Consider the following 17,730-nt stretch of genomic DNA (forward strand, 5'->3'; position numbering starts at 1 on the left):
TTAAGCGTAAGTTCTGAAATCGTTGTATGCCCAAGCCCTCCAGGCTCGGACCATCGCCACCTTGGCCTGACCGGCGAAAGGTGAGGGCAGGACGACGCTTACGGATGATCTCGACGAGCGCCAAGATGTCCTACGGAGCCATGCCCTTTAGGGGGCCGGAGCAATGCGCCCGATAGTGGCCGTGCTCACGCCCATGACGCGGGCGATCTGCCGCACGCTTTCACCCTCAGCGCGCAGCTTGGCGACATAGGCACGCTGATCGGCAGTGAGCACGCTTTTGCGCCCGAACTTGACGCCCCGCGCTTTGGCGCGAATGCGTCCTTCGCCTGTGCGGGTCTTGATAAGTTCGCGCTCGAACTCCGCCAAGCCGCCGAGCACGGTCAGCATGAGCCTTCCGTGGGGCGTGGTGGTGTCGGCCCAGGCATCGGAAAGGGACCTGAAGGCGGCGCCCCGCTCGCTCACTTCGGCGAGCACATTGAGCAGATCACGCGTGGAGCGCGCCAGGCGGTCGAGCCGAACAACAATGAGAACGTCGCCGGCCTTGAGCGAAGCGATGCAGCGTCGCAGTTCGCGCCGATCTGTCTTGGCGCCACTCGCCGTCTCAGAAAAAACTTTCTGGCAGTTCGCTGTCCTGAGGTGTTCGATCTGGCTGTCTAGCGTCTGTCCGTCAGTAGATACGCGCGCATAGCCGATGATCATGAATGCATTATGAGACTATAATTCGAGACGCGCAAGCGATTGATTTCACTTGAATTGATACGCGTCTCAAATATTTTAAATTTAGATACATCCGGGCAATCGGGTGACTGCCGTATCATATCGTTGTTAGCGCCAATTCGAGAATGGGGCATCGAGCGTCGACGTGAAAGCAGGGTCAACCTCCGCGGCGGTAGCGGGCCGTCGCAGCGACCGATGAGCTTAGCTCATTCGTTAGCGCTAAAAAATGGCTTGTGACCGGCGACCGTCCAGTGGGATTCAGTCGTCAACGAGAAGGAAAACCCCCAGGGACCGTGGAACGGGGTATGAACATGATCAAATTAAATTCAATTGCTTTAACAGTGGCGTTATTCGCGAGCGCTTCTTCCTTAACGGAAGTGCATGCGCAAAGCGGCAGCAATCCCACATTCTCCGACGGGGTGGTCAAGCTCGGTGTCCTCACCGACATGTCGGGCCCCTATGCCGACTATGCCGGCAACGGCTCCTTCACGGCGGTGAAGATGGCGGTGGAGGACTTTGGCGGGGCGCTCGGCGGAAAGCCCGTGGAAGTGGTCGTTGCGGACCACCAAAACAAGAGCGACGTGGGGGTTTCCATCGCCCGGTCCTGGTACGATGTCGATAAGGTAGATGCCATATTCGACATTTCGAATTCCGCTGTCGCCCTTGCAGTCGCGGGTGTGACGAAGGAAAAGAACAAGGTAGTGATTCTGGGCGGTGTCAGCACGCCGAAGCTCACGACCGATTCCTGCACCCTTAACAGCATCCAGTACGTCTACGACGCGAACGCGCTCTCCAACGTCGTTGGCAAAGCGATCGTGCGGGATGGGGGCGACACTTGGTTCTTTCTTACCGTGGACTTCGCCTTCGGGCATGGCCTCGAAAAGACCACCGCCGACGTGGTCAAGGCGAGCGGGGGCAAGGTGCTCGGCAGCGTCCGCTTTCCGTTGAACACAGCCGACTTTTCCTCGTTCCTGCTTCAGGCGCAGGCTTCCAATGCGAAGATCATCGCCCTTGCCAGCGCCGGCTCGGACACCACCAACGCCATCAAGGGGGCAACCGAGTTCGGCATCTCGAACACCGGTCGACAGCGGGTGGTGACCCTGCTTACCTTCATCACCGACGTGCACAGCATGGGGCTGACCCAGGCGCAAAATCTGCTGCTTGCCACCGCTTTCTACTGGGACCGGGATGAAGAGACGCGCAAGTTCGCAAAGCGCTTTAAGGAGCGAATGGGCAAGATGCCGACCATGGTCCAGGCGGGCATGTATTCGGCCGCCCTGCACTATCTCAGGAGCGCCGATAAGGCGGGGACCGATGCCGGAACTGAAGTCGTCGCCCAGATGAAGGCCGAGCCCATCAACGATTTTTTCTCAAGGGGCGGCCGCATCCGGCCGGATGGCCTTCATGAGCACGAGATGCAGTTGATGCGGGTGAAGACGCCTTCGGAATCCAAGGCTCCGTGGGATTACTACGCTCCGTTGACCACGGTTGCTGCCGCGGATGCCTTCTCTCCCATGGTTCCCGGCGCCTGCGCCGCCGTCAAGTGAGGCGAAGGCGCGGTGGCTGGAGCGGCCGCCGCGCCCGTTCTTTCGTTCGAGGTCAGAATGCGCATCGTCAATCTGTTCCGCTATCCGGTGAAGGGTCTCTCGGCCGAAGCCATGGGCGAGGTGGTGCTGGAGGCCGGCTTCGGCTTTCCGCGTGATCGCGCCTACGCGGTGACGGACGGGTCGCTGCAGTTCGACCCGTCCGCACCGAAGCCCGCGCCGAAGACGCAGTTCCTCATGCTGGCGAAGCATGAGAGCCTCGCCCGGCTGGCGTCGCGCCTCATGGAGGCGCCCGATCGGCTGGAAATCCGTGATGGAAGGGACGTGCGCACCTTCGCGCTCGACGATGCAGCAGGGCGGGGCGCACTGGCAGGATACCTCGGCGGCGTTGTGAACGTGCCGCTACCGGGAGAGCCCGAAGTCGTCCATTCCCCCGGCCACCAGTTCACCGATGTCAGCGTGCATTCGGTGGCGCTCATGCGCTCCATTTCGCTCATCAACCTCACTACGGTCGGGGATCTGTCGGCTCATCTCGCCCTGCCTCTCGACCCCCTCCGCTTTCGTGCCAACCTCTATTTCGAGGGTCTGGCGGCGTGGAGCGAGCTGGACTGGGTGGGGCGGCGCCTCCGCATCGGCGAGGTGGTGCTGCAGGTCGTCCGGCGAACCAAAAGATGTGCGGCGACCAACGTCGACCCTGTCCGGGCGGTTCGCGACGTCAACCTGCCCATCGCCATCCGCGACTATCAGGGCCATGGCGACCTCGGGATCTACGCAGAGGTCGCGGCCGGCGGCAGGATCGCGGCCGGTGATCGTATCGAACTGCTCGACTGAGGCGCGAGCGCGCGGCTGCCGGACGGCGCACGCACTCAATACTGCCCAACCAGCCACCCTGAAAAGAGCTTCACCTCGCTCGTCAGAGCCTTATCCTTCGGGCAGAGCAGATAGTATCCGCCAGCGCTGCGGACGCTGAGGTCGAACGGCTTCACCAGCTCGTCGCGCCAGTCCACGTTGTCTATCTCGATGGTGGGCACGCAGGCGATGCCCTCCCCGTCGCGCGCGGCCATCACCGCCATGAAGGAATGGCCAACATCCACGCGCCCCGCGCCTTGCGTGGGGCCGACACCGGCGGCGTGGAGCCAGGCGGCCCAGCAGTCCGGGCGCTTCTGGTTGTGGATCAGTCGGAAACGCCCGAGGTCCTCAAGCGAGAAGAGCGGGCCATGCTGCTCGAACAGCCGGCGGCTCATCACCGGCGTGATACGGTCCTCCCAAAGGGGGGTGACGGATACGTCGTCCCAGGTCTCCGTCATCCGGAAGTCGATCTGCGGGGCGTTCGGATCGAAGGTCGCACCCGGAAGCTTGCCGACGCGCAGCGCCACATCGACGCCCTCCCTCTTGAAGTTCACGGGCTCCAGCGAGGACGAGACCTGCAGGCGAATCTCGGGATAGGTCATCATGAAGGTGGTGAGCCGCTGCATCAGCCACAGGACGCCGATGGTCGGCAGGACGCTGACCGAGAGAGAGCGCGCTTCCTGCAGGCTCTGCACCGTGGCGCGCTCGATTTCATCGAGCGCCGAGATCGCGGCGGCGAGATAGCTCTGGCCGAAGGGTGTCAGTTCCACCTGCCGGGTGAGGCGCCGGAAGAGCGGCGCGTGGAGGAAGTCCTCGAGCAGCTTGATCTGCCGGCTGATGGCGCCCTGGGTCACGTTGAGTTCGTCGGCAGCCTTGGAGAAGCTTAGATGGCGACCGGCGGCCTCGAATGCGCGCAGAGCCAGCAGCGGCGGCAGGCGGCGCTTCATTGGCGGCCCGCGATGGCATCACGTCCTGAAAGGCCATGTCGAATGTGAAGCGCCAGCATGCCGGAACTCTAACCCCCTGGATCAGCGGATTTCAACGTGTTCTCTGGCTGACGGGGGCATCGTCTCCCACGCAGCAGCCCCTTCGCCAACACAGGCTGCGAACGAACGGGCGATCCGCTCCTCGGGCAGGCCGTCCACGATGAACACGAGGAAAGACGGCAGGTTCGCATCTCCCTCCCGCTCCATGTGCTCGGGGAAATATGCGATGTGCCGGACGCAATTGATGAGCACGGGCGCTTCCGCTCCCTTCAGGGTCAGGAAGCCCTTGATGCGCAGGATGCGGTTGCCATGACGGTGCAGCAGCAGCGACAGCCACAGCGCGAGGCGGCTCCAGTCCAGCGGCTGCTCCACCCGCAGGCAGAAGGTCTGCGGCCCCGTCGGTCGACATGCAAAGGCGTCGGCCGGCGGCCGCACGGCGGGCCGGAAGCGCTCCCCCCGCCAGCCTCCGGCGAAGGCACGGTGGGCGATGCGGTCTGCCCTGAGGCCCCCGGCCTGCTCGACGAGCCAGCCGAACCGCGTCTCGGCAGCCGGACGGCAGGGTGCGAGTGGCTGGATCTGGGCCACGTAGGCGTCCACTGCCGCCAACGCGTCCGGGTCGGCCATATCGGTCTTGGTGATCAGGACGACGTCGGCGGCCTCGATCTGGCGCCGGTGCTCTGCGGCATCGCGGCTCTCCAGGGCGTGGACCCCGTCGACGAGCGTGACGACGAGGGCGATCCGCAGCTGGCCATTGAGATAGGGGTCCGACGTGATGGTCGCAATCACCGCCAACGGGTCCGCGAGCCCGCTCAACTCCAGGATCACACGATCGAAGTCTTTCCGCGTGCGATGCAGGGCAAGCACCCCGTGCAGTTCCTCCTTGACCCCACGATCAATGCGGCAGCACAGGCACCCGTTGGCGAGCAGCGCGACTGCGCCGGTATCGTTTCGCAGGAGATGGTCGTCCACGCCGAGGGCCGCAGCCTCGTTCACGAGCATCAATGAACGCGTGAAGGCGGGATCATCGAGCGCCCGGCGCAGGAAGGTCGTCTTGCCGCTGCCGAGGTAGCCGGTGACGATGAACACGGGAAGGCGGAGATCGCCTGCCGACCGGATCATCGTGTGCCGGCTGTGCCGGCCTCCATGCAGGCGATGAAGGCGTCGTCCAGGGGGTCGACGGGACGACCCGACAGGCGCGCGACTCCCTCCCAAACTTCAGGCAGTGTTTCGACGATCAATGCGCCGCCGGCCCTGTCCTCAAGGATCCACGAGGTCAGCATCCAGTCCCGCACCGCGATGCCGGCGTGGGCGCAGATCATCGCAAGCGCGCGGGCCTGGGCCATGCGCGCGGCGGCGGGAAGCGGATCGCGCCCCCTGCCTGCGGGGTGCCTGCCGGGGCTCGACCAATGGCCCATGCCGCTCCATATGCCGCACATGCCGCACATGGGATCAGCCAGCGAAGGGGTGGGCGCGGTCAAATTCGCGGGCAATGGTCTCCAGCGTCGTGAACTCGACGCCCGGAAGCCGCGCCATGTGCTCGATCAGCCGCGACAGCATGCGCAGTACCTGAGGCCGGCCGGCGACGTCGGGGTGAAGGCAGAAGGAGAAGACGGCTTCGTCCAGTTCCTCGTAGACCCAATCGAACTGCTCACGCCACAGTTCCTCGATGTCCTTCGGGTTCATGAAGCCATGGCTGTTCGGTGACTTCTTGATGAACATCATGGGCGGCAGGTCGTCGAGATACCAGCTCACGGGAATCTCGATCAGCGCCGTCTCCTTGCCCCGCGACAGGGGCTTCATCCAGCTCGATGCCGGCTGGCCATAGTCGATGGCGGTCCAGTTGTCGCCCACGCGCAGGCGATAGCAGGAGAAGTCGCTATGCATCATGGAGTGGTCGTAGAGAATGCCACGTTCCATCAGAAGGCCGGGGGTGTTGGGGCTCAGCTCCCACCATGGCGCGGCATAGCCCACGGGCCGCCGCCCGGCGAGGCCGGTCAAAAGCTCGATGCAACGATCCAGGACGTCTGCCTCCTGAGCCGGCGACATGGCGAGCGGGTTCTCATGGGTGTAGCCATGCAGCGCGATCTCGTGTCCGCGTGCCGCGACCTGCGCCATCTCGGCCGGAAACGTCTCGACCGAATGACCGGGGATGAACCAGGTGGTCTTCAGGCCGTAGCGATCGAACAGGTCGAGAAGCCGGAGGCTTCCGACCTCGCCCGCAAAGAGGCCGCGAGAAATGTCGTGCGGGGAATCCGCACCGCCGAACGTGCCTATCCACGCGGCAACCGCATCTACATCGACGCCGAATGCACAGGTGATTTTCTTCGTCATGTCATGTCGCCCGGAAGGTTTCAGATATCGAGAACGAGAACCGATCCGGCCTCGGCGCGGGCCGTGCACACTGCCACGTAGCGGCTGCGCTCCACCTCTCCAAGGCAGGTGTCGCGGTGGATCGGTTCGCCGGAAAGCCAACGCGTCAAGCAGGTGCCGCAATAGCCCTCCCGGCAGGAGTGGTCGACGTCGAGACCCGCCGCCAGGAGGCTGTCGAGGATCGTATCGCCCGGCCTGATTTCGACGGTGACGCCGCTTTGCGCGCACGAGACGGTGAACGGCGCCTCCTGCGCTTCGGATGCAGCAAGCGGCGCCGCACTGAATGCCTCGAAGTGCAGGCTCAGCCCTCCGATCTCCGTGCCAACCCGGCTCACGGCCGTCATCAGGCCGGCTGGCCCGCAACAATAGACGTGAGTCCCCGCTGGTTGCGCACGTAGCAGGGACGCGACGTCGAGACCGCGGGAGGGATCTCCGTCATCCAGCACAAACTTCACTTGGCCATGGCGGCGCGGCGCCAGGAGTTCCTCAAAATAGACGACGTTCTCCTCGCGCCGGCTGCACACGACAAGGTCATAGGCGCGCCCTTCGCGCTCGCAGGTATCCGCCATGCAGATGAGCGGGGTCAGGCCGATTCCGCCGGCAATGAGCAGGGTCCGCTCCGCCGGGCGAAGCGGGAAATGGTTGCGGGGCCCACCGATCTCGACCGTGGCGCCGACGTGAAGATGCTGGTGGACCCACCGCGATCCTCCGCGCCCGTCCGGCGCAGCCTGTACCGCCACGACATACGGCTCACCTGGACTATACGGCCGGACGAGTGAGTATTGCCGCACGCCAACTTCGGGAATGTGAATGTCTATATGCGCACCGGCTTCATATGGAACGATAAAACGCGCATCATCGATGTCGATTTTCAGCTCGATAACGGCCGAATTCAATGTCCGCCTTGCCACTATGTGGCCTATTGTTTTTTCGCGACCGGCCGTCTGCATCCCACTAAATCTCTGCTTATTCTCGAGATCATGGTTTCACGCATGTTATGGCACGACAAACGATTTGTGGTTTTGTATGGATTAGTTTCCCTCATGCTTGCCGGCTTGCGTGAGGGGATGAGACGGAGGCCTCGGCACCCGCTGCGCGGCCCGTCCGCTGAGCGCGCGACGCCTGAGTGGAGCACTCATATGCGCAGTCGCATTCGCTTCGAACGACCTCACAGATGACTGCGATTACGTGACTATGGGCATCTCTTTGTTGCCTCGCGCGGCACCGGTGGCGAGAGCGAGACGGGGCTTATCGAGAACCTCGTCGAGCTTTTGGCATATAAATTGCTCAAAAGAGGCATGGCGCTTGGGAGGCCAATGATGGCGATAGATTTCACGCTCACGGCCAACCAGAGGCGCCTGCGGACCATAGCGCGGGAATTCGCCAACGATATCCTTGCCCCGCGCGTCCGGCAGGCCGACGAGGAGGCGGACCCGCAGAAGGCCTTCCAGGGCGTGAAAGGCGCCTACGTGGAAGCCTACAAGCTGGGCTTCGCCATGGGCTTCATCCCCAAGCGCTATGGCGGCGGCGGCACCAGCGCCCTTGATCTCCAGGTGGTCGCAGAGGAGATCTGCGCGGTGGACCCTGGCTTCGCGACAATCCTTCTGGTCAATGGCCTCGCCCTCATGCCACTGGTGTGGTTTGGCAACGAGCGGCAGAAGCAGAAATGGCTGACGGCGGCAACGAGCGACCCGCGCGGCGAGTACCTTGCCGCCTGGACGGTTAGCGAGGCGGCGGGATCGCCCGGGGGCACCGCCAATTTTGACCATCCTGCGCCATGGCCGGCGGGGGTTTCGCTGACAGCGACCCATGACCGCAAGAACGGCGAATATATCCTGAATGGCCGAAAATACTGGCCTTGCAACGCAGGCGGCTGGGATCTGGCCGGCGCAAACGTCAATATCTGCATCGTCCGCACCGCCCCCAAGCATGGCGGCACGGAGGGCCTGTCGGCGATCATTGTGCCGCGGGGCACGGCCGGTGTCGTCTACGAGCCGCCTATTTCCAAGATCGGCCACCGCATCTGCCAGAACAATTCCATCGTCTTCCAGGATTGCCGCGTGCCGGCGGAGAACGCCTTTGCGATCGGCGATGGCGACCTGGCGATTGCCCGCGCCTTCACCTGGTCCGGCCCGGTGGCCGCCATTGCCGCAGTCGGGGTCGCGCGATCTGCTTATGAATATGTGCTCGACTGGGCGAAGACCCACACAGCCGGCGGCCCGGAGCCGATCATCAACCACCAGGCGGTCGGCTATGCGCTCGCGGACGTGGCGATGAAGATCGAGGCCTGCCGTGCCTTCGCGTGGAAGGCGGCGCACTATCTCGACCGCAATGAGAGCCAAGGCCATGCCATCTGCGCCATGGCAAAGGTCTTCTGCGGAGAAACGTTGTTCGGCGCCGTATTCGGGGCCATGCGGGTGATGGGGGTGAACGCCCTCGACCGGCGGCATCCGCTGGAGCGCTACCTGCGTGAAGCCGCCGTCTTCCCCCTCTATGATGCGGGCAATCTGGGCATGCAGATGCGCAAGATCTGGTCCGTCATGCGCCACCCCGATTTCGATCCGCGCGCCTTCATGGACGTAGCGCCGACACCATTCGACAAGACTCTGAGATAGCGCTGCCGGCCGCAGTCAGGCGAGGGGAACGAAGCGGAAGCGGCAGACCTGCCCATCATCCCGCTGCATGCACTCCTCCTGGTCCACGCCCGCTCCCATCAGGCCGCTGATGAACCCGATGTCGAACTGGCAGACCTCCGGATAATCCTTCGACAGGTCGTGATAGACACAGTTCCGGCACTCGATGCGCGGAAGTTTGCCTGGCTCCTCGTCAGGAACGGTCTGCGCCACAAAGCCGGTTTCATTCATGATCCGAACGATTTCGGCGATGCGCTCGATCCGCGTCTTGCCGGTGATGCGCGGCAGCGCCATGGCCGACATGTCGACCCCGAGGTTGAACATGAACTCGCCAAGGTCGGCTTCGCCGATGCGCCCACGCAGCGTCTGAAGCAGGATGCGCGAGAACCAGGAATATTGCTTGGGGAAGATGCCGATCCCGCTTTCGGTCAGCACATAAATCTGGCCCGGCCGGCCGCCAGTCTTGCGGGCCGAGCCTCGTGCGACATAGCCGTCGCGCTCCAGGCCCGACAAATGCTGCTTGACGGCGCTGCGGCTGATGTCCAGCCGCCCGGCCAGTTCATCGACAGAGAGGCCGGATTTGACTTCAAGAAGCTGCGCAAGCAGCCGCCGCTGGGTTTCTCCCCCGCTGAGCACAGTTGAATCCTCATATCATACTTGAGCCATCATAGAAGCGAAGCCCTTACTCCACAACGCATCTCGCCAAGGGCTAGAGGGGATGCGGATCGCCGTTGCGGAGCCGCCCAAACGGGCATGGCCTGGCGCCCTTTTAATCACAAGAATCTTTTGACAGTTTTTTATGTCGAAACTAGCATTTGAGTGTTCGCACGCCGTCCCGATATCGCCTCTCCGCCACGCCCGACACCCGTCGCGGCGAACGGGTCTGCGCGGCCATCGATGGTGCGAGCAGCACAACAACGAAGGGGAACTTCAATGGCAATCGACTTCACCATGTCGCCCGAACAACGCCAGATCCAGACGATGGCCCGCGAATTCGCGGAGAACGTGCTGGCTCCCGTCATACCCGACGCTGATCGCGAGCCGGATCCTTTGCTGGCCCATGCCAAGACGAAGGGCGCCTATGTCGAAGCCTACAAGGCCGGCATCGCCATGGCCATGTTGCCCAAGGAATATGGCGGCGGCGGTCTCTCGTGTCTCGATTTCACCATCGCGGCCGAAGAGATCTGCGCAATCGATCCTGGTTTTGCCTGCACCGTGCTCTGCAACGGCCTCGGCCTGATGCCGGTCTCCTGGTATGGCACCGAGGAGCAGAAGAAGCGCTTCATCGGCGCGGCAACCTCCGACCCGACTGGCGAATTCCTCGGTGGCTGGACCGCCGGCGAGCCTCCGGGCGGCACGGGCGGCACTGCGAATTTCGACAACCCGTTCCCCCGGCCCGCGGGCATCGGCCTGACCGCGACCCGTGACGGCGACGTCTATATTCTCAATGGTCGGAAGAAGTGGTCTTCGGCGGGCGGCTGGGATGCCAAGGGTGTAAATGCGCAGACGGTGATCGTGCGAACCGATGGCGACGTCGGCGGCACCAAGGGCCTCTCCGCCATCGTGGTCGAGCGCGGAACGCCCGGCATCACGTATGAATTTCTCAACAAGGAGGGGCACCGTACCGCGTCCAACGCCCTCATCACGTTCGACAATGCGCGCGTTCCCGTCGAAAATCTCCTGCCCGGCGCGGCCGGCAATGGCGATTTCGTTATCAACCGCAATTTCGCCTGGTCCGGCCCTGTGGCGGGCATCGCGGCGGTGGGCATGGCGCGTTCGGCCTACGAAGCAGCCCTCAAGTTCTGCAAGGCCAACACTGCGGGCTCGTTGACGCCGATCATCCGCTTCCAGAATGTCGGCTACATTCTCGGCGACTGCGCCGCCAAGATCGAGTCGGCCCGCTATTTCTGCTGGCGCGCCTCGGACTATCTCGACAAGCACGAGCAGCATGCCGAGCTCGTCGGCGCCATGTGCAAGATCAACACGACCGAAGCCATGTTCGACGTCATCTACAAGTGCATGCAGGTGGTCGGCGTGAACAGCCTGAGCACCGAATATCCGTTCGGCCGCTTCCTGCGCGAGGCCTCAGTCCTGCCGATCTATGACGGTGGCAACATGGGCATGCAGCGCCGCCGCGTCCACGGCGTCATTGCCGACGAAGGGTTCAATCCGCGGGCGGTGATGGAGGACAGCACGATCGTCTTCGAAAAATCGATGGAGAGCATCGGCACCGTTGCCGATTGGGACCGTCAGTACTCAAATTCCGGTTCCACACCGTTCGTATCCGCAGCTGAATAGACTTAAATGCCGTGCGCGGGCGCCGTAATTAGCGCCCGCGCACGTGGCAAGAGCTTGATCGCTGTTTCTTCGAGTTGGTACTGTCAGGTCCTTTGGAGATTGAACCTACGGCCCTCGTCCCACTGGCCAGGTCCCTTCCGACACCGCCTGAGGTCAGAATTTTCGTCGTGGTGAAGCACGTCGGGCCATCTGCGAGGCTGTCCTTGCCAATGCCGGACCGGGTGCGCCGTGTCGACGGCACCGGGCGGTTCGATGCTGTCGTGCTATTTGGCTCAGGTCATTACGATGGCACGAGGCAGGCCACCTCGATCGACCAGGGTATGCAGCGGGTGCCAAGCTTGCCGCAATTGGTCCGATTCCACTCAAACGCATCGCCCCCTTTTCGCCGGTTCCGAGGAGCCGTCCACGCTGCGCGCCATCAGTCGATCTCCTCGGTCAGATTCAGGCGCTCACGTGTGGGGCTATGGATCTCGTCCCGAGGCTGACTTCTGTCAGGCCCGCAGCCAACGTCAGCGGGTCGTCCCGGAGCATCGGGCCAAATCGAAGAGCAGCCGTTCGCATTCCTCCTCCATCACCGAACTCCGATCGCCGAGCCTGCCCTAAGTGGAGCTCGGCCCTCGGTTTCCGGGAATTGCGCGCCCGAAAGTCACCGCAACCAATTAAAAATTTTTAGTTGACAAATGTAATGTCATAATGTTAATATTGCACAGCGCTAAGCTAGCGCTAAATTTCGGAGCACTTCATATGACCAATCATACATCCATTCTCGCGTGCGTTCTCTTCTCCAAAAACTGGGCTGGCAAGGCTCAGGCTGGCCGATTCTCTTCGGTCGATGCCGAACGCGCCACCGCCGCGGGCGTGAAGAACGGCGCATCTGTCGTGTTCTTCTCGGAGGGCGACGACGCCGATCTCATCGCCGCCATCCCCGCCGGACGCTTCGGCGAGAACGACCGCCCGCTGCTCACCAGCGTCCGCCAGGACATCTTCAAGCGCCTAGTCGCCATCGCCGAGACGCAGGGCAAGGTGGCCACGCCTGCCCAATCGAATGAGAAGGCTGCTGAGGCCGATGTTGCGAAGAGCGAGCCGAAGGCGCCCGCGCGCAAGAAGGCCGCTGCCATGCTTGCCAAGTCGACGGACACGGCCAGCGGCGAGGCGCTGATCAGCGTCGTCATCAAGGAGGGCGCCAAGCACTGGCCGGGGCTGCAGAAGGGCGACGTGGTTCTCGCGCCGGAGTTCACCGATGGCCAGTACGATGGCTGGTGGGAGGCCGTGGTTGTGGCCCGGAGCGAAAGCCACGTCACGCTCGAATGGCGCGACTACAAGGACTACCCCACCTTCACGCGACCCATCACGCAGGTCGCCCCAATCCACCCGGAGTGCAGGGTGGCAGTCTGAGGCGGATACACGGTGAGTACGAAGAAAGGGGCGGCTTCGGCCGCCCCTTTCTTTTGTCCTGTCGGCTTCCCATCATCGGGTACGAATGCAGCCTTGGTCAGTTCGACCAAGGCACAAACCCGGCTGGCGGTCGCAGGAAGGCGAATAGCGCTCCCTACGCCTTGCGCTTGGTCTTGACCGTCGACGCGCGACCACGAGCAACAGGCGCCTCGGCGACAGCCTTGCGGATCTGTCCCAGCCCGATCCGCTTCGCCATCTCAGAGCGTGCAGCAGCGTAGTTCGGGGCCACCATGGGATAGTCCTTCGGCAGGCCCCACTTATCCCGGTAGGCTTCAGGCGTCATCCCAAACGCCGCGAGGAGATGTCGCTTCAATGATTTCAGTTTCCGGCCGTCTTCGAGACAGACGATATAGTCCGGCGTGATCGACTTGCGCACCGGCACAGCCGGCACGAGTTCGACGACCGCTTCGGGCTGGGGAGCCGCGAGGGTGCTGAGGCTGGCGTGAACGCTGGCAATAAGTGCAGGGAGCTCCGCCGTAGGCACCGTGTTATTTCCAACGAATGCCGCTACAATATCCGCAACATTCCCGAGAAGAGTGCCCGCGTCATTTACGTGATCATCGTTCGACATTTTCCACCCCAGACAAAAAAGATGGCCGCTTCTCAAGCGCAGATTTTTCAATCTGGCAAGAGATGCAGCCATCTGAAGCATCGGATTTCTGCAGGCGGGGTGATGGAGCTAAGAGTCCGCCTCTCGATCAGTAGCTCTTGCGACCAGTCCGCAGTAGCGAACACCCCTGCGCGGACCTCACAGCCTCGTCGTAGCCGCGATCCGTTGACTGACCGCGTTCGCTCAGCGCCTTGGGCAGGACGAGCAGGCTATCTTCAGGCAAGCTCCGTCCATTGGCCTTCAACGCGTACCCCGTGGCCTTCCCCGGGGCCGTGTCGAGCCGGACGCAGTGAATGCGCTGAAGGCGGGTATCCTTCATGAGCCAAGGCGCATTTTCCCTAACCCAGGTGGCCAGCTCGTACCTGAACCGGGATTCCATGGGTGCGAGCAAGATGCCATGCTCATGCAGGCCATCGTTCAAGGCGACATCAGCAACAGACATCTTGTCCGTCTTGAACACCGGCAGATCGGGCGAGGCGACCAGCAAGGGCAGATACCGGCGCTGGGAAGGCTTGTCTGGATGATGCGCGAAGCGATGCGCCACCCGCGAATAGACCCTCTCGATATCCTTATGCATGAGATCGATCTTGCCCGCCTGCGTTCCGGCATAGAGATTCTTGAACATGAATGTCACCAGGTAGCCAGTGTAGCCATCGGCGATATGGTCTTCGACCCATTTGCCGTAGCTGCTAGCAACGCCCTCGACACGAGCCGACCCCGAGCGAAAATCCTCAACGCATTTCTTCGACATCGCAAATATCCATACATTATGAACACGATGTCTATTTACAATATTCGATTATGCAAATGCATATTTGAATAAATAAAAGATATATCGCAGACATGCGATATAAGGCGGCCAATATTTATGCACTGAATAGTTGATGCATCGATAGGCTATGCATTGCATGTTTATCGAACTATCGAGTCATTCAGCTATATCTGAATCCAAACTTTATTGCATTTATGCTCATTTTCAATGAAACCGTCTTTCAGAAACACCTGATTCAGACTTCACTCTTCAAACGTGACTCCTCGTCTCATTCAGACATGACTCCTCATATGCGGAGCGTGTTTCGGCCCACATGAAGCTGTCGGAGGCGATACGGTCGACGTCGAAAACCCAATCATCGATCGATATTCGCTGATGCCATTGATTTACAGAATTGCGATTTGCACCCTCACGGCGTGCTTTCTGAAAATTAGAGCGCGTGCCGCCGCACCATGATCGCGTGTCCATACAAAAAGGCCCCGCGCTGCGCGCGCGGGGCCAAAAAGTGAGGCTCATGTGAGCCACCAGACTAGGCGGCGTCAGATTTGCTCTTGGGCACGCCCTTGGCGTTCCCCTCAATGCGCGCGAGATCGAACACGACATAGTCGCGCCGGGGCGGATGCATGCCTTTCACGCGGATCTGGCGCACATAACGCCCCGCCTCCTTGCCGGGTAGGAGATACCCGCGCGCCTTGAGGGAAGCCAACACACCGTCCGCCTGCCACGCTGGCACGATATCCGGCAGCCGATCGCGCAGGAGTGCCAGCCCTGACACGCCCGAGATCTCACGACGAATCCCGAACATGGTCTTGCCCCTGCCCGAACGCACCTTCATCCCCATCCCCACCTTGGGGAACAGCTTTGGGTCGCTTGCGTGAGCGCGCAACCACACCAGCATGTCGTCGGCAGCAGAGCCGGCAGGTCGCACAATTTCCCAAGCCTGCCGATGCACCTTCCGGATTGCAGCTCCGGCCGCCTTCTTGGTCCACGGCGCTACCTTATATTGCGCGGCGAGCATGGCGGCCGCGTACACCACCGCGAACTTGCGGGCGAACCGCTCGGCGAAGGGTGAGGGAGCCGTTACAGCCCTGGCCATGAACCGCTCGACATGTTCGCGGGCCCTCTCCGCGCCCTTGGGGTCAGCGACGAACCGCCGAACGAAGCGCCGGATGGGGCGGCCATAGTTGTCACAGATCGCAGACTCCGCGGTGCGGGCCAATTGCGCTCGACGCTCTCCGGACAGCTCCAGGTCAAAAATCCCGCCCTCGTCACGCGTCGGCACGGGAATGCCGATCAGGCGAACCTGCTCGCCGTCGTTCCGCCGTCGGATGCCCGAGCCATCCAGGGGCTCCTCTCCCGACGACAACCCGAAAATGAGGTAGTGGACGTTGCGCAAATCGAAGTCGGAGACCGCACGGCTGGATCTTTGGCGTCCTTGCCCGCCGGTCATCTTGTAGGCGAGGTTCTGGACGTGCTGAAGGCGCTTGGCAGGTGTTCCTTCGATGCGCCCCAGTTCGTCGAGGACGAGGAGTGAGTCGTTGCAGCGAGCAGCCTCCTCTTCGAGAGCACGGCCCGTCAGATCATGGGTGCGTAAACGCTCTCGTCCGGCCTTCTCGATGACGGATTGAGCCGCCGTCGATGCCAGGCTCTTCCCCGTCGACGACTCCCCGATGAAGTGGAAGACGGCTCCTTCGTCCTGGCCGACTGGCCGCAGCAAACAGCCCGCGAACGCCACGCTGACCGCGAAGGTGAGATAGCTGGAGCTTGCACACGCCTCAGCTAGCCCTTCGCGCCATGCCTTGGTCTTGCCCTTCGCGCATTGGCGGACCGGCAGGGGGTTAGTGGGGACCAACCGGCGGCCACGGCCAACGGCACGATCTGGGAAAAGGTAAGACCGGCCGTGCCATCCAAGGATGCTCGTCGAACTAACGACGTCACACCCCTCCGCTTTCAGCGCCAACTGCAGGTCCTCGAGCCAATCTTCGGGTATGCGGGCGCCTCTCGCTGCGAGAACTCGCTTCGCTCCGCGGGGGTCGTCGATCTGGGATCGAGAAATAATCGAGGTCGCCCGGCCACCACTGACGGTTCCGAAAGCGAGTTTTACCGAGTGAACGTCGTCGTCAATGTTGCGATGGATCTCGATAGGCTGGACCCAAGGGGTCGTGCGTGCGCGCGTCATGTGGGATTCCTGAGGTGATGTGAGCCATCGATGGCTCACGTGACAGCAGACAAGGGCCTGCGCGCGCGCCGGAGCGCGCGTGCAGATGTTGGCGAAGGGCGAGTGTTTTGCGGCTACTTCCGAGGCCTGCCGCTTCTACGGAGGCCTTCGGAGGGGCGAATAAACAGTGCCAGGATCAGCTTCCTGCGATCGGCAATGCGATCATCGGGCCTGAACCTATCAACGCCGGTCGAGCTGAGCAGTTGCTTGGACATCGAGAGTATCGAGCGACTGCAGTTACCGTGACCGGGATTCTGGTCAGCGGCCATCGCCCACACCCTTTTCGATAAGCAAGGCGATGTCTGAGGCACGCCATGCAACAGCCCGAGAGCCGAGTTTGACCGGCTTCGGAAACTCCCCCGACTGAATACCCGAATACCACTTCGACCGTGAGATCGGTATTAGACCCCGAGCTCCGACAATCTGATGAAGTCGAAGCAACGCGTTGGGATTGAACGGCTTCACGTCCATGAACGCTCCTTTTTTGGACCGTCATGGTTTTGGCAGAAGCACCCCGCTATGTGCCCGAAGTCGTTTAATGTTTTCCGAATTCGGACTTCTTTACACGCTTGCTAGCCGTCTCGATCAAGCGATCGATATCCCCCTCCTCAGCGATGAGCTCTGCGCAGTCGTCCAAAACCGACTTAACTGTGTCATGAGTTATCGTTACCCCAACGTCCTTTAAATCTTTTTCGACCATTTGATGTATTCTGCTATTTTTGCCCGGTATATAGTCTTTTGTCATAATCGAGAAATAGGCTATTATCTTTTTCATGCTATCTATTCTTTTTTCATTTAGGCTCTTTTTTAATATTTCAACATCATTTTTAAGTTTTTTATTTGCAACTTTTAGCAGATTCAATTTGTATGAGCTCGCCTCTTCATACACTTTGACCGCGTTTTGCAATTTTTCTGGAACAGGAATTCCTTTTATAATGAGCGCTTCTATTATTTCTTTTGGTGTATCATCGCCTGTTAACTCATCTGATCTCTCTATAACTCTCTTATTGTCTTTGAATTTCTGCGAAATTACGCTGGTTTCCGGCATAAGCGCGATATATTTTGAATCTACACGATCTGGATCCAAGAGAAGAATCAGTGCCGCTGCTTCTGAAGCGGTCCAGGAGTCTAGAATTGACCAATATCGAATACGTTCATCGGAAATTACGAATCGACGGTGCGTTGCCTCATCATTGTAGGCAGATTGCTGCTCGACCGTTTCTTTTCCCGGATGAGATGACATTTCGACCTCCATCAATTAAATTTCAGATCTTCATC

General features: G+C 61.3%; 17 protein-coding genes. 5 read left to right on the forward strand and 12 right to left on the reverse strand.

Annotation, left to right across the window (positions count from 1 at the left end; translation table 11 throughout):
* Positions 1-147: 147 nt before the first annotated feature.
* Entirely contained in the window at positions 148-699 is a 552-nt protein-coding gene (locus FHT36_RS07880) for a recombinase family protein (protein WP_169121938.1), read from the reverse strand.
* Positions 700-1,022: 323 nt separating this feature from the next.
* On the opposite strand from FHT36_RS07880, the gene FHT36_RS07885 reads away from it, so the two are divergent.
* Positions 1,023-2,264 carry an ABC transporter substrate-binding protein gene (locus FHT36_RS07885; RefSeq protein WP_246702078.1) on the forward strand — a complete coding sequence of 414 codons (1,242 nt, stop codon included), beginning with the start codon at positions 1,023-1,025 and terminating at the stop codon, positions 2,262-2,264.
* Positions 2,265-2,321: 57 nt separating this feature from the next.
* On the forward strand, positions 2,322-3,092 hold the full coding sequence (locus FHT36_RS07890; RefSeq protein WP_169121939.1) for an MOSC domain-containing protein: 771 nt from the start codon (positions 2,322-2,324) through the stop codon (positions 3,090-3,092).
* Between the two features lie 35 nt (positions 3,093-3,127).
* Here FHT36_RS07890 and FHT36_RS07895 read toward each other — a convergent pair whose 3' ends face one another.
* The 5 genes from FHT36_RS07895 to FHT36_RS07915 form a co-directional block, all read right to left on the reverse strand.
* On the reverse strand, positions 3,128-4,057 hold the full coding sequence (locus tag FHT36_RS07895) for a LysR substrate-binding domain-containing protein (RefSeq protein ID WP_169121940.1): 930 nt from the start codon (positions 4,055-4,057) through the stop codon (positions 3,128-3,130).
* A gap of 81 nt (positions 4,058-4,138) precedes the next feature.
* A complete protein-coding gene (locus tag FHT36_RS07900; RefSeq protein ID WP_169121941.1) occupies positions 4,139-5,182 on the reverse strand; it encodes a GTP-binding protein in 1,044 nt (347 codons plus the stop codon).
* 29 nt (positions 5,183-5,211) lie between these two features.
* A complete protein-coding gene (locus tag FHT36_RS07905; protein WP_169121942.1) occupies positions 5,212-5,439 on the reverse strand; it encodes a hypothetical protein in 228 nt (75 codons plus the stop codon).
* Between the two features lie 106 nt (positions 5,440-5,545).
* Positions 5,546-6,427 (reverse strand): polysaccharide deacetylase, encoded by an 882-nt coding sequence (locus FHT36_RS07910; protein WP_169121943.1) that lies wholly within the window; start codon positions 6,425-6,427, stop codon positions 5,546-5,548.
* A 20-nt stretch (positions 6,428-6,447) separates the two neighbouring features.
* Positions 6,448-7,416 (reverse strand): PDR/VanB family oxidoreductase, encoded by a 969-nt coding sequence (locus FHT36_RS07915; RefSeq protein ID WP_169121944.1) that lies wholly within the window; start codon positions 7,414-7,416, stop codon positions 6,448-6,450.
* 369 nt (positions 7,417-7,785) lie between these two features.
* Between FHT36_RS07915 and FHT36_RS07920 the strand changes: the two genes are divergently transcribed.
* Entirely contained in the window at positions 7,786-9,081 is a 1,296-nt protein-coding gene (locus tag FHT36_RS07920) for an acyl-CoA dehydrogenase family protein (protein WP_169121945.1), read from the forward strand.
* A gap of 15 nt (positions 9,082-9,096) precedes the next feature.
* Here the strand turns inward: FHT36_RS07920 and FHT36_RS07925 are convergent, their stop codons facing one another.
* Complete coding sequence (locus FHT36_RS07925; protein WP_169121946.1) at positions 9,097-9,735, reverse strand: winged helix-turn-helix transcriptional regulator; 639 nt, start codon at positions 9,733-9,735, stop codon at positions 9,097-9,099.
* Positions 9,736-10,032: 297 nt separating this feature from the next.
* Here FHT36_RS07925 and FHT36_RS07930 point away from each other — a divergent pair, with 297 nt between their 5' ends.
* Entirely contained in the window at positions 10,033-11,397 is a 1,365-nt protein-coding gene (locus FHT36_RS07930; protein WP_169121947.1) for an acyl-CoA dehydrogenase family protein, read from the forward strand.
* Positions 11,398-12,141: 744 nt separating this feature from the next.
* Entirely contained in the window at positions 12,142-12,792 is a 651-nt protein-coding gene (locus FHT36_RS07935; RefSeq protein WP_169121948.1) for a hypothetical protein, read from the forward strand.
* Positions 12,793-12,946: 154 nt separating this feature from the next.
* Here FHT36_RS07935 and FHT36_RS07940 read toward each other — a convergent pair whose 3' ends face one another.
* The 5 genes from FHT36_RS07940 to FHT36_RS07960 form a co-directional block, all read right to left on the reverse strand.
* Positions 12,947-13,423 (reverse strand): MucR family transcriptional regulator, encoded by a 477-nt coding sequence (locus FHT36_RS07940; RefSeq protein ID WP_169122219.1) that lies wholly within the window; start codon positions 13,421-13,423, stop codon positions 12,947-12,949.
* Between the two features lie 127 nt (positions 13,424-13,550).
* Positions 13,551-14,213, reverse strand: a complete 663-nt coding sequence (locus FHT36_RS07945) for a hypothetical protein (RefSeq protein WP_169121949.1) — start codon at positions 14,211-14,213, stop codon at positions 13,551-13,553.
* A 550-nt stretch (positions 14,214-14,763) separates the two neighbouring features.
* Positions 14,764-16,413, reverse strand: a complete 1,650-nt coding sequence (locus tag FHT36_RS07950) for a DUF927 domain-containing protein (protein WP_169121950.1) — start codon at positions 16,411-16,413, stop codon at positions 14,764-14,766.
* Between the two features lie 297 nt (positions 16,414-16,710).
* On the reverse strand, positions 16,711-16,923 hold the full coding sequence (locus tag FHT36_RS07955) for an AlpA family transcriptional regulator (protein ID WP_169121951.1): 213 nt from the start codon (positions 16,921-16,923) through the stop codon (positions 16,711-16,713).
* A gap of 64 nt (positions 16,924-16,987) precedes the next feature.
* On the reverse strand, positions 16,988-17,695 hold the full coding sequence (locus tag FHT36_RS07960) for a hypothetical protein (RefSeq protein ID WP_169121952.1): 708 nt from the start codon (positions 17,693-17,695) through the stop codon (positions 16,988-16,990).
* Positions 17,696-17,730: the final 35 nt, after the last annotated feature.

The organism is Xanthobacter sp. SG618 (assembly GCF_012932745.1).
Taxonomy (GTDB): Bacteria; Pseudomonadota; Alphaproteobacteria; order Rhizobiales; family Xanthobacteraceae; genus Xanthobacter; species Xanthobacter flavus.